This window comes from Kangiella koreensis DSM 16069, from assembly GCF_000024085.1.
Taxonomy (GTDB): Bacteria; Pseudomonadota; Gammaproteobacteria; order Enterobacterales; family Kangiellaceae; genus Kangiella; species Kangiella koreensis.
In genome coordinates, this window is record NC_013166.1 from 2,098,681 (window position 1) to 2,111,507 (window position 12,827).

Here is a 12,827-nt window from a genome sequence, read left to right on the forward strand (position 1 = left end):
ATTGATGAGCTTATTGCAAATTGAAAACCTCAATGTTGACTTCGTTACCGACGATGGGTTAGTCATGGCTGTTGACCATGTCAAATTAAACATCAATGAAGGTCAGGTTGTGGGGGTTATCGGTGAGTCTGGCTCAGGAAAAAGCGTTATGGCACTGGCAATTGCCGGGTTACTCTCGCCAGCAGCAAGAATGCAAGCTGACTTATTTACCCTGGACGGCCACGATTTAACTCGCATGTCAGTGGCTGAGCGGCAAAAACACATAACAAGTAACATTTCAATTATTTTTCAGGAACCCACATCAAGTTTAAATCCCGCCTTAACTATCGGCTATCAACTCGATGAGACTATTCGCTTTCATGAAGGCGGAACACCGAAGCAACGTACAGAGCGTGCGCTAGAATTATTAACCCAAGTTGGGATAATGGACGCCAAGCGGCGTTATAAAGAATACCCCCATCAATTGTCAGGGGGCCTGAATCAGAGGGTTATGATAGCCATCGCTCTTGCTTGCCAGCCAAAGCTGTTAATTGCTGATGAACCCACCACCGCCCTTGACGTTACAATTCAGTCGCAAATTCTGGATCTGCTATTAAAAGTTAAAGATGAGCATAATATGGCATTAATGCTGATCACCCATGACTTTTCAATCTTGGCAGAAACCACTTCCAAAGTTCACGTCATGTATTGTGGGGAAATAGTTGAGTCGGGAAGAACTTACAATCTATTAAGCCAACCGTACCACCCTTATACTAAAGCGCTGCTGGATAGCGTTCCACATTTTGGTATGCGCTATAAAAAAGGACGCCGCCTGTTTAACCTTCCGGGTTCAACACCACCCATGACCCACTTACCTGTTGGCTGTTATCTTGGACCTCGTTGCCCCTATGCAGGCAAGAAGTGCGTTCAACATCCTGAATTGACTAATATCAAAGGCCGTCAGGTGCGCTGCCACTTTCCTCTAATTGAAGAGGATGAATCCTGATGCCTAGCCTGTTGTCTGCAAAGCTCATTCGCAAATCTTATAAGGTTTCTAATAACCCTTTTAAACAACGCTATCTTGAAATTTTAAAAGGCGTTAGCTTCACTTTGAACCCAGGACAAACTCTGGCAGTAGTTGGCGAGTCAGGCTCGGGTAAATCAACTCTAGCTAGAATTCTGGTTGGGGCCGAAAAACCAGACAGTGGTGAACTATTATTTGAAGGTAATAATATACTGAAAGACTCATCCTTCAGCTGGTATCAAAATATTCGGATGATCTTTCAGAATCCAGCGGCATCATTGAACCCAAGAGCCAGCATACGGCAAAGCCTTGAAGAACCGCTTATCAACGCCAGAGTCGGGAGCAGCCAAACCCGAAAGGAACGTATAGCTGAAGTGCTTGAGCTAGTTGGCCTCAGACCCGAATATGCAGATCGATATCCGCATACCTTCTCAGGCGGCCAAAGGCAGCGTATCGCTATTGCTAGAGCCTTAATGCTCAACCCCAAGGTGATCATTGCTGACGAGCCAGTCTCAGCACTCGATGTTTCTGTCCAGGCACAAATCATTAACCTACTTCTAGATTTGCAGGATCAGTTAGATTTAGCTTATGTGTTTATTTCTCACGATCTCGGATTGGTCCAACACTTTAGCGATAAAGTACTGGTTATGCATAACGGTGAGCAAAAAGAGTATGGGCGTGTGGGAGAAGTATTCAGCCAGCCTCAGTCTAAATACACCATAGAACTCTTAAACGCTTCCGCGACCTATCGAAGAGCTATCGAAAGATAGACAGGAACTGGACTGGAGTATCCAGAGACAAAAAAAGCCACTCAAATAGAGTGGCTTTTAACGTGCTTCAAAATATTACTCTGAAATTTCAGACTTTTCTCTAAAGGTTTTCATTAAACCTTGAAGTTCGGCTTGAGCATTAACATTTGCTAAGCGCTGAGCAATTTGCTTACGAGTTGCTTCATCCATAGTGCTAGGGTCTGGATATTGAACTGCCTGCACTTCAATAACAGCATAATCACCATTGAATAATGGTTCAACGGCTCGTATAACCTCGCCTTCTTTGGGAGGCTGTAAAGCAAAAATTGCGTTAGAGAGATCAAACTGCACAGAAGAACCACGAGCCTTCAATGCTTCACTTTCAGTCCAGCTTAACTCTTTGGTCGCTAACAACTGCTCAGCAGAACCGCCAGCTTCCAACTCAGCTAACACCTGTTCAGCATAAGCTTTTGTGGCCTCGGCAATTTTTTCTTCTTTTAAGGTATCAACGACAATTTGTTTAACTTCTTCCAAAGGTTGAACTTGCGAAGGCTGATAGTCTTTAACAGTCAGGTAAACTATATCATCCTGGCTTAGCTCTATCATGTCGCTGACCTCTGTCGACTCTAGGATAGATGCTGAAAAAGCCTTCTCAAGAAACACTGGGTTATCAGCAATACCTGTCGCAGAATCTTTACTAAACAATCCTGTCTCTTGAATCTCAAGCTCGACTTGCTCAGCAAACTTTTCCAGGTCATCGCCATACTCAAACAATTTTTCGTTTAAGATTGCCTGCTTTTCAAAGAATATTTTTTGAGCCTGCTCAAGGGCCAATTGCTGGCGAATCTCATCTTGTACATTTTCAAGTGGTGATACATCAGCTGCCTTCTTATCCACTAACTTAATAATGTGATACCCAAATTGAGATTCAACCAAATCGGTGACATCGCCTACATTCTCTAAAGCTAAAGCGGCAGCTTCGAACTCAGGCACCCAACCCGTACCGGTTGGGTTGTCATCAGATGTTGGAACGGCATCGACCCAATCTAATTGGCCACCGTTTTCGCCACTGAAGGTGTCACTGGAGTGCTCCTTTGCCAGCTCAGCAAAATCAGCACCCTGTTCAATATCACTTAGCAAGCTTTGAGCTTTACTCTGAGCATCCTCGACAGAGCTATCAATCAAAATATGAGCCACGAGAATCTCGGCTGGATCCTGGTAGTTAGCTTTATTCTGCTCATAAAATGAAGTTATTTGCTCGTTGGAAACATCAGCCATAAGATCTTGGCTCAGCTCAGTCAGAGACAAGCGAACATAACGCAAGTTAACCATCTCTGGTTGTTCAAATTGAGTTTGATTTTGCTCGTAATACTCTTTCACTTCACTATCGGAGACATCTACCGAATCAGAAAATGCCTCACGGGCCACTCGTACATAACCAACATCGCGAGTTTGTTCCTGAAGCTGATAATATGCTTCAACTTCAAAGTTCAGCGCAAAGTTACTGGCCCCAACTCCTTGCTCAAGTTGTTCCTGAGCAATTTGCTGACGTGCAAACTGGCGAAAACGTTCCTCAGACCAACCTTGCTGAGCCAGAATCATTTTTGCCTGATCTGCTGAATAGACCCCACCGATCTGGAATGCTGGGAACTCTCTGGCCCATGCCTTAATCTGCTGCTCCGAAGCCGTCAGTCCTGCTTTCGTTAAATTGGCTCGTAGCACTTGTTCAGAAATAAGCTGCTCTTTGATTTGTTGACGTAGTAACTGCTGACTGGCTTCTGTTGCATATTGCTGCTCAAACTGGTCACCCATTTGACGGCGAACGTTGTCTACTCTTTGCTGAATCTGGGCATTAGTAATCTCCGCCCCTTCAACTTCAGCGACTTTATCTGGGTTACCGCTAAACAAAGTACCTGTGAAATAGCCTGCGAAGATAAAGAAAATGATGATAACAAACAACACCACCTTCATTATTGGCCCTTGCATGCTTTGCTGTATTCTTTCCAACATCATGGCTGAAATTACCTATTTGTTAAATCTTCAGTCCGAACTGTAATCTTTAATTGTTATTCAAACAACGGAGTTTAGCAAAGATTATAACTGTTATTATTGCTTCAGTTAATCCTCTGCGATGAGAGCTCACTTACTTACAGCAAGCCCATAGACATCAAGATAAAAAAAACGCGCCTTGAAAGGCGCGTTTAGTTTCTGGCGGAGCGGACGGGACTCGAACCCGCGACCCCCGGCGTGACAGGCCGGTATTCTAACCAGCTGAACTACCGCTCCTAAATTGTCGTTTTACGGACGCCATGCCCTAAAGTAGCTCAAGAAACATGGTGGGTGGTACTGGGCTCGAACCAGTGACCCTCGCCTTGTAAGGGCGATGCTCTCCCAACTGAGCTAACCACCCGTAAAAACGGCGGCTAGTTTACCGCGTCTTTAAGAGCTTTGCCAGCTTTAAAACCAGGAACTTTTGCAGCCTTAATCTGAATAGTTTCACCTGTTTTTGGGTTACGGCCTGTACGAGCAGCACGTTCTTTAACAGCGAAAGTACCGAAACCAACTAGAGATACCTGCTCGCCTTTTTGTAATGAATCTGTTATTGCGCCTAACATAGAGTCTAGTGCACGACCTGCAGCTGCTTTAGAGATATCCGCGCCGGCTGCGATAGCGTCGATTAGTTCTGATTTATTCACTCACTTTCCCCTTTTATTTCGAGTAATTAGATGTACAAAAAATAAGCAGTAATTATTAGCGTTCTACTGCACAACTCAAGGTCTGCTGTTATATCAACTGAGCCTTTTATGTGTCAAGAAAATTTCCGACAATCGGCTAAAAAGCCCACTAATTGCGGGCTTTTTGAGCATTAGTGAGCATGTAGCTTGTCTTGTTCTTCGCCTTTTGCTGTTTCTGCATCAGCTGTTTCTGCGACCGTTCTGGTGATTGGCTCGGGTGGACGCTCTAAAGCAATATCAATAACCTCATCAATCCACTTGACACAAACTATCTTCAAATCCTTCTTAATATTCTCTGGAATATCAGCAAGGTTACGTTCATTCTCTTTAGGGATAATTACCGTTTTAATGCCACCTCTATGGGCTGCCAACAGCTTCTCCTTGAGTCCACCAATCGGTAGCACCTCTCCTCTCAAAGTGATTTCACCAGTCATGGCTACATCCTTTCTAACCGGGATATCAGTCAAGCTGGAAATCAGAGCTGTACACATTCCAATACCTGCACTTGGACCATCTTTAGGAGTAGCTCCTTCGGGAACGTGGATGTGAAGATCCTTTTTTTCATAAAAGTCGGGCTCAATACCTAATGCTAGACAACGACTTCTGACAACCGTCAAAGCAGCCTGAATCGACTCCTTCATTACATCACCCAGCTGTCCAGTATAGGTTGTTTTACCTTTGCCATTCACGACAACAGACTCAATAGTAAGCAACTCACCTCCGACCGACGTCCACGCAAGTCCAGTGACTTGGCCCACCTTATTTGACTCACCAGCTCGGCCATAATCGAATGTTTTAACTCCTAGATATTGATCGAGATTTTTCTCATCAACCTTTACCGTTTTCTCGGGCTTATCTGCTAACAACTGTTGCTTGACTGTTTTACGGCACACCTTAGAAATTTCACGCTCCAGATTCCGAACCCCAGCTTCACGGGTGTAGTAACGAATGATACCTGTAATAGCTGAGTCATCCATCTTCAGCTCGCCTTTCTTAAGACCAGCATTTTTCATCTGCTTAGGTACTAGATAACGCTTTGCAATTTCGAGCTTTTCAGCTTCGGTATAACCAGGAATACGAATAACTTCCATCCTATCCAATAAAGGCGCTGGAATATTCATAGAGTTCGATGTTGCAACAAACATCACCTCAGACAAATCGTAATCAACCTCTAGATAATGATCATTGAAAGTATGATTCTGTTCAGGATCAAGTACTTCTAACAATGCAGAAGAAGGATCACCGCGCATGTCCATGGACATCTTATCAATTTCATCCAGCAAGAATAGTGGGTTTTTAACGCCAACTTTACTCATTTTCTGCATTAGCTTGCCGGGCATGGCACCAATATAGGTACGACGGTGACCTCGTACTTCAGCTTCATCACGAACGCCACCTAGAGCCATACGAACATATTTACGCCCTGTAGCGCGCGCAATTGATTGCCCTAGTGAGGTTTTACCAACACCAGGAGGGCCAACCAAACAAAGAACTGGCCCTTTCAGCTTTTTAACCCTTTGTTGAACGGCTAAATATTCAAGGATGCGATCCTTAATTTTTTCTAAACCATAGTGATCTGCATCCAACGTCTCTTCAGCGTGCCTCAAATTATGCTTAACACGCGTCCGTTTCTTCCAAGGCATACCTAGCAACCAATCGATGTAACCTCGCACTACGGTAGCCTCAGCAGACATGGGAGACATCATTTTCAGTTTCTTCAATTCAGCTTCAGCTTTTTCCTTCGCTTCCTTGGACATTCCGGATTCTTCTATTCGCTGCGCAATTTCTTCATGCTCAGAAACCGTTTCCTCGCCCTCGCCTAATTCTTTCTGAATCGCCTTAATCTGTTCATTCAAATAATATTCACGTTGATTTTTTTCCATCTGCCCTTTAACACGGCCACGAATACGCTTTTCTACTTCCAATAAATCCATCTCACTTTCCATCTTGGCCATCAATTGTTCAAGACGGTCAGAAACATTTTCCATTTCAAGGATTTGTTGTTTGTCTTCGATTTTTAGTGACATATGTGCAGCGATACTGTCAGCCAAGCGACTCGGGTTTTCAATTCCAGAAAGTGTCGTTAAAATTTCACCTGGGACTTTTTTATTCAACTTTACATATTTATCAAAGCTACTTAAGGCTGCTCGGGACAAAGCATCTGCCTCATCATTATGTTCCGCATCCGATGGGATTAGCTCTATCTCAGCGACAAACATGGGGTCGGTATCAACGTACCGCTTCACTTTCGCTCGCTGCACACCCTCGACCAAAACTTTAACATTACCATCTGGCAGTTTAAGCATCTGTAAAATTGTCGCCACACAGCCATAATCATAGATTTGCTCAGTATCAGGCATATCTTCAGTGGCTTCACGTTGAGCAACCAGCATAACCTGCTTGTCGCCATTGGTTGCCTCTTCCAAGGCCAGGATTGACTTCTCGCGACCAACAAACAGTGGAATCACCATATGTGGAAAAACCACGACATCTCGCAGTGGTAGCAGAGGAAGTTGTTTGGTAGTAGTTTCTGTTTGCATGAATGTTTAATCCTGAATAAGTAATAAAAAAGGGGCGAAGTTAAACTCCTCCCCTTTACTCAGCTATATTTGTTCACCATCAAGCTCTGTTGCTTGATACTGAAGGCTACTCAGCAGCTGCTTGTTGCTGATTGTCATAAATTAGTAGAGGCTCAGCCTCACCTTTTACAACAGCCGCATCAATACACACTTTGCTGACGCCTTCGAGGGAAGGTAAGTTATACATGGTGTCTAATAAAATTTCTTCAAGGATTGAACGTAATCCACGAGCCCCGGTTCTTCGTTGCATTGCCTTATGAGCAATCGCAACCAGCGCATCTTTTCGGAACTCAAGATCAACATTCTCCAATGAAAACAACTTACTATACTGCTTGGTCAATGCGTTTTTAGGTTCAATAAGAATTCGAACAAGCGCCTCTTCATCAAGCTCCTGTAAAGTTGTAACAATTGGTAAACGACCAATAAACTCAGGAATCAAACCGAATTTGACCAAATCATCAGGCTCGACTGCTTTTAGCATTTCGCCAATTGCCCTGCCTTCTTTAACCTGCTTAACGTCAGCACCGAAACCAATACCACCCTTTTCGGTTCTCTCTTGTATGATTTTTTCCAGACCAGCAAAGGCGCCGCCACAAACAAACAAGATATTTCCAGTATCTACCTGTAGAAACTCTTGCTGCGGATGCTTGCGCCCGCCTTGCGGAGGAACTGACGCAACAGTACCTTCAATTAGTTTAAGCAAGGCCTGCTGAACACCTTCACCTGACACATCACGAGTAATAGAAGGGTTATCCGATTTACGAGAAATCTTATCGATTTCATCAATGTAAACGATTCCGCGCTGTGCTTTTTCAACATCATAATCACATTTTTGCAGCAGTTTTTGAATGATGTTCTCTACGTCTTCACCGACATAACCAGCTTCGGTTAAAGTGGTTGCATCAGCCATAGTGAAAGGAACTTCAAGCATCCTGGCCAAAGTTTCAGCTAATAGGGTTTTACCACTACCAGTTGGACCGATTAGCAGAATATTACTTTTCCCTAGTTCAACATCTTTATGCTCACTAGAGGCAGGTTCACTTTCCAATCGTTTGTAATGGTTATAAACAGCTACCGACAATACTTTCTTGGCGCGATCCTGACCTATGACATATTGCTCAAGAAACTCAGCTATTTCTTGTGGCTTAGGTAAATGACTGCGCGATTCTTTTGCCGCAATCTCCTGAATTTCTTCAATAATAATATCATTGCACAGATCCACGCATTCATTACAAATGAACACTCTTGGACCGGCAATAAGCTTTTTCACTTCATGTTGGCTTTTACCACAGAAAGAGCAATATAACGTTTTGTTGTCTGAGTTATCGCTACTCATCGCTACCTCAAAAGACTGTCGTTACAGTCTGTTAGACATTTTCCACTAGCCGTAAAACGGCATTTCTTGAGCTGTTTAGTATGGCCGAACCTTGAAAATTCAAGGCGTAACGCCCCTTTTATTTCTCATTACTAATTACAGTATCAAAATAATTACTTCAACAAAAGCACAAATCCCTCTACTTAGTGTCTAATCCATAATAAATACAGTACCTTTAGCGAAGGTATCGATAGTTTTCCAATATGCTAATATCATTAAATATATTTTAACGTACTCCTTATAAATAAGAGATACCAAGAGGCAGACCAATGGGCCATATTACCCCTACATTATTCAAGGCATTTTTGTTTTTAACTCTGGTGTTCGGCGGCATGCTTCACGCCCAGCCCGGACAGAGTAAAACAGTAGTTTTAACTGATGTTCATGGCGACTTTAATACCTTGGTCAATCTTCTAAAGTCCACCGATGTCGTAAACAATGAGTTAAACTGGACCGGTAGCACTACTACCCTCATCAGCCTGGGAGATAATCTTGACCGAGGTGCTGAATCGCGCAAGGTCGTAGACCTGTTCATGCGGCTTGAACAAGAAGCTTCAAAGAGTGGAGGCAATGTTATTGTCTTACTTGGCAACCATGAAATCATGAATATCATTGCAGATCTTCGTTATGTCTCTGATCAGGAGTTCCTTGCTTTCAAACCCGAAGAGTCAGCCAGCTACCGAAAATCGGTCTACGAAGACTTTCTAAATTACTCTAAACTTGCTCATTCTGATGGCAGTCAGGAAAGCTTTAATAAGCTGTATCCACCCGGTTATTTTGGTTTGGTTGAAGCCTTCTCACCTTCGGGAAAATATGGCAAATGGCTACTTGAAAAGGACACTATTAAAGTATTTAAAGATCGGCTTTATCTACACGCAGGAATATCTGAGGAGCTACTCGGCCTAGGTTTAACAGAGCAACAAATCAATAATCAAATTCGCCAAACTGTTAGGTTATACGCAGAACTCTATCACGAATTTATAGGGTTGGGATTATTTAAGCATTATTTCAATAAGCGACAAAGAATCGAAGTTCTGGAAGCGCTCCTGGCGGGAAAGATTAAACAGGATAGATTTTCCAAAAGAAGCATACTGAAAAAAGCCGAAGAGTTTATTCAGCTCTCTCAATCACTATTAATTACCACCCAGGGACCAGTTTGGTATCGTGGAAATATCTATTGCCATGAATATATGGAAAGCAAAACAATAGAAAAAGCCTTTGATCACTTTCAAGTTAATCAAATTCTAGTTGGTCATACACCAGATGATAGCCGGGAAGCCCGCTCTCGATTTAATGGGAAATTGATTCTTCTGGATACGGGTATGCTGCAAACCCATTATAAAGGGCATCCCACAGCAGCAGTCATTGAAAAAGATAAACTACGTTTAGTAAACTTGGATGATCCCAATAATACAGAACCAAAGCCCGACCCTGTTAGGAAACCACTCTTCCCAAACCAACTAAGTGATCAATACCTGTCTCAGTATTTTGAAAGCGCAAATGTAGTTTCAGAAATACCGTTAGAAGACTTCTTCAGTAAGCCTTTAAAGCTAACTTTTGAGCATCAAGGCTTACAACATAGTGTGATATTTAAATATCTTGATAGCGACCCAAAGCTGGAAAGTAAAAGGAAGTATTCTCGACAAGATAACTTTGCAGATCGTTTCTTGTATGATTTGGCTGCTTATAAGCTGGACCGACTATTAGGCCTTTACTTGGTTCCCTATACGGCACCCTTTAAATACAAAGGACAGAGTGGCGTGATTCAATACTGGATTGAGGATTCGATTAGCAAAACAGAGTTAATCCAAAACAAGCAGCAACTTCAAAGCTATTGTTCTGCTAAAGATGAACAAGCATTAATGCATGTTTTTGATTTGTTAATCCATAATGATGACAGAAATACGGGCAACGAACTTTATAGTCTAGACACTGGCTACCTATGGCTTATTGATCATTCAAGAAGTTTTCGAAATCAATATATGTTACCAAAATATGATCTTCCCCCGCTGAGCAGTCTCTCGCTGCAATTTGAGCAGGCCTTGAAGTCCTTATCTAAGCAATCACTCGAAGAAGAATTAGGCTCACTTTTGAACGCGAAGCAAATTGCTGCCCTGCTCAAAAGAAGAGACAAAATATTAGAAACTTATAGTAAAAACCAATAACTTTGAGGAATTACAATCCACTCATTGTCGCCTTATTTTAATGAATCCATTTCATCTTCTAGGTTTCTGTAATGATTACGAATTTTAAAAGCAACTATAGTGCAACAAAATGCAAGCATTGCATTTAGCATGATGAAGCCCATCTTATCGACACCATAAAAGGTTATCCCAATCGCAACAACCCCACCATAAAGCATATCTCCGAATCGATAAAAAAAGCCTTCAATAACATTTTTACCAATATATTTATCCTCGCGGGAGATAGGCAAGAAAAGTGCATGTCGTGTAGTATTTTGAATCGAGTAATTAACACTATTCTCAGCTACTAGGGTCCACTTAATTACACTAAACATAGGGATGTATAACACAAATGTATAATTGAACATCATTATAATTGGTAAGATTAGAATAGACGCTCCAACCCCAACCCATTTAAATAGTTTAACTACCACAAATATCTGTAAGATTAACCCAAAAAGAGTAATCCAAGCTATATAATCAGCGTAAAACTCCGTCATATATAACTGCTTATCCTCACCTGCTAGCTCCAGTTCCATTGCAAAATCCACGACGAATTTTGCCAAGATATACTCCCCCATAGAGTTAATAAAATTAATCAGGATGATGAAAGTAGCAATCAGTAATAAGTAAGGTTTTTTAAAGATTTTTAATATCGCTAAACGCCAGTTGTCCTGGTTGGCAATTACTGCTGGAGTTCTCGATTTTGAGCGACTTGGGACTGACTGATAACACACTCCAGTAAGAATGGCGGCAGTCATAAGTAAAACAGATGATAGCCCCATAATTCCGCTCACACCTATTAACTGATAACTCCATCCCGCACATTGTGAGCCCACCCAAGCTCCTATTGCTCCGCCTACAGCAATAAATATAAAAAGTCGGCTACCGGCATCCGTACTATAGCAGTCAGCACAAAAAGCCCAGTACAGCGCCACCACCACCACACTGAAGATACCTAGCCAAATATAGAAAACGATACCAATTGCAAGACCTAAAAAATACAACAATGCGAATAACAACAAATTAGTACTGAAAAACAACATCACAACTCTGATGAATCGTGAGTGGTCACTATGCTGTGAGAATGTGAAATACAATTTACTAAAAAGTGGCAACAGCACTAACAACAAACATGCTTGTACAGACGTAGAGTAACTTTTAACTTCAGCGGTACTTTCAGACAAAATCAAAGGGTCCCTGATAACTTTCAAAAGGTAATATGAAAACATCAAGATAAAAAGTGTAACGAAGTGCAGAGCAATACTTTTGCCTTCACCCATCCGGATCTTCACAACTCGAGTCAGTTGAGACTCTAGCCAGCTGTATTTTCCTTTAATATTGCCCATAAAAGCCCCCACGAATATGGGATTTCCTGCTTATAAAGTCAAAAGACCGCTAGTTTAAAGCGTACCTTTTGCCTGCCTAATCACTATTAGACAATATAGTTGGCGAAAAACTGCACAGAAGTGATTTATATGGAAAATTAAAAGAGAGGGAAAAGTAAGCTCCTACATCATAGTAAGAGCTTAGAAGTGGAACTATTTGAAATTGGGTTAGCTTTGCTTTCTAGAGCTAATAATTGAATCTACCAGACCGTACTCAACGGCCTCGTCAGCGGTCAAGAAATTGTCGCGATCAGTGTCGCGCTCTACCTCTTCAACAGTTTTACCACAATGGTGCGCCATGATTGAATTTAGCCTGTGCTTCAACTCAGTAATTTCTTGAGCATGAATCGCAATATCAGATGCCTGGCCCTGGAAACCACCTAGAGGTTGATGAATCATCATACGTGAATTAGGCAAGGTATGCCGCTTCCCCTTGGCACCACCTGTTAACAATAAAGCACCCATACTGGCTGCCTGCCCAACGCAAACTGTAGAAACGTCGGGGCGAATAAACTGCATAGTGTCATAAATTGAAAGGCCTGCAGTTACTACGCCACCTGGAGAATTGATATAGAGGTAAATATCTTTGTCTGGATTATCAGACTCAAGAAATAACATTTGAGCAACAATTGAGTTAGCCATGTAGTCTTCAACCTGGCCAACACAAAAAATGACTCGCTCTTTCAGTAATCGGGAATAAATGTCGTATGAACGCTCACCTCGAGAGGTTTGCTCAACGACCATAGGGATCAGGCCAGATGCCTGAGTTTCTATAATTTTACTCATGTTGTATTTTCCTTGCCTGAAAACAAAAG

9 protein-coding genes and 2 tRNA genes are annotated in these 12,827 nt (G+C 42.2%); 3 read left to right on the forward strand and 8 right to left on the reverse strand.

Annotation, left to right across the window (positions count from 1 at the left end; genetic code table 11):
- The first annotated feature begins 4 nt into the window (after positions 1-4).
- Both KKOR_RS09780 and KKOR_RS09785 read left to right on the forward strand, forming a co-directional pair.
- Positions 5-985, forward strand: a complete 981-nt coding sequence (locus tag KKOR_RS09780) for an ABC transporter ATP-binding protein (protein WP_015780964.1) — start codon at positions 5-7, stop codon at positions 983-985.
- A complete protein-coding gene (locus KKOR_RS09785) occupies positions 985-1,773 on the forward strand; it encodes an ATP-binding cassette domain-containing protein (protein WP_015780965.1) in 789 nt (262 codons plus the stop codon). Before KKOR_RS09780 ends, KKOR_RS09785 begins: the two co-directional genes overlap by 1 nt.
- A gap of 75 nt (positions 1,774-1,848) precedes the next feature.
- Here KKOR_RS09785 and KKOR_RS09790 read toward each other — a convergent pair whose 3' ends face one another.
- From KKOR_RS09790 to clpX, 6 genes are all read right to left on the reverse strand, one after another.
- Entirely contained in the window at positions 1,849-3,765 is a 1,917-nt protein-coding gene (locus KKOR_RS09790; RefSeq protein WP_071818313.1) for a SurA N-terminal domain-containing protein, read from the reverse strand.
- Positions 3,766-3,961: 196 nt separating this feature from the next.
- Positions 3,962-4,038, reverse strand: a tRNA-Asp gene (locus tag KKOR_RS09795).
- A gap of 48 nt (positions 4,039-4,086) precedes the next feature.
- A tRNA-Val gene (locus tag KKOR_RS09800) sits at positions 4,087-4,162 on the reverse strand.
- 13 nt (positions 4,163-4,175) lie between these two features.
- Positions 4,176-4,448, reverse strand: a complete 273-nt coding sequence (locus KKOR_RS09805) for an HU family DNA-binding protein (protein WP_015780967.1) — start codon at positions 4,446-4,448, stop codon at positions 4,176-4,178.
- A 170-nt stretch (positions 4,449-4,618) separates the two neighbouring features.
- On the reverse strand, positions 4,619-7,027 hold the full coding sequence (gene lon / locus KKOR_RS09810; RefSeq protein WP_015780968.1) for an endopeptidase La: 2,409 nt from the start codon (positions 7,025-7,027) through the stop codon (positions 4,619-4,621).
- Positions 7,028-7,133: 106 nt separating this feature from the next.
- Positions 7,134-8,402 (reverse strand): ATP-dependent Clp protease ATP-binding subunit ClpX, encoded by a 1,269-nt coding sequence (gene clpX, locus KKOR_RS09815; protein ID WP_015780969.1) that lies wholly within the window; start codon positions 8,400-8,402, stop codon positions 7,134-7,136.
- Positions 8,403-8,710: 308 nt separating this feature from the next.
- Between clpX and KKOR_RS09820 the strand changes: the two genes are divergently transcribed.
- Positions 8,711-10,606: a metallophosphoesterase gene (locus tag KKOR_RS09820; RefSeq protein WP_015780970.1), complete on the forward strand. Its 1,896-nt coding sequence runs from the start codon at positions 8,711-8,713 to the stop codon at positions 10,604-10,606.
- A 32-nt stretch (positions 10,607-10,638) separates the two neighbouring features.
- Here KKOR_RS09820 and KKOR_RS09825 read toward each other — a convergent pair whose 3' ends face one another.
- A complete protein-coding gene (locus tag KKOR_RS09825) occupies positions 10,639-11,973 on the reverse strand; it encodes an NTP/NDP exchange transporter (protein ID WP_015780971.1) in 1,335 nt (444 codons plus the stop codon).
- A gap of 207 nt (positions 11,974-12,180) precedes the next feature.
- On the reverse strand, positions 12,181-12,798 hold the full coding sequence (gene clpP / locus KKOR_RS09830) for an ATP-dependent Clp endopeptidase proteolytic subunit ClpP (protein WP_015780972.1): 618 nt from the start codon (positions 12,796-12,798) through the stop codon (positions 12,181-12,183).
- Positions 12,799-12,827: the final 29 nt, after the last annotated feature.

Excerpts from the sequence above, each read along its gene's own strand:
- KKOR_RS09780 (WP_015780964.1), top strand. The coding sequence starts at position 5 with ATGAGCTTATTGCAAATTGAAAACCTCAATGTTGACTTCGTTACCGAC.
- KKOR_RS09785 (WP_015780965.1), top strand. The coding sequence starts at position 985 with ATGCCTAGCCTGTTGTCTGCAAAGCTCATTCGCAAATCTTATAAGGTT.
- KKOR_RS09790 (WP_071818313.1), bottom strand. The coding sequence starts at position 3,765 with ATGATGTTGGAAAGAATACAGCAAAGCATGCAAGGGCCAATAATGAAG.
- lon (WP_015780968.1), bottom strand. The coding sequence starts at position 7,027 with ATGCAAACAGAAACTACTACCAAACAACTTCCTCTGCTACCACTGCGA.
- clpX (WP_015780969.1), bottom strand. The coding sequence starts at position 8,402 with ATGAGTAGCGATAACTCAGACAACAAAACGTTATATTGCTCTTTCTGT.
- KKOR_RS09820 (WP_015780970.1), top strand. The coding sequence starts at position 8,711 with ATGGGCCATATTACCCCTACATTATTCAAGGCATTTTTGTTTTTAACT.
- KKOR_RS09825 (WP_015780971.1), bottom strand. The coding sequence starts at position 11,973 with ATGGGCAATATTAAAGGAAAATACAGCTGGCTAGAGTCTCAACTGACT.
- clpP (WP_015780972.1), bottom strand. The coding sequence starts at position 12,798 with ATGAGTAAAATTATAGAAACTCAGGCATCTGGCCTGATCCCTATGGTC.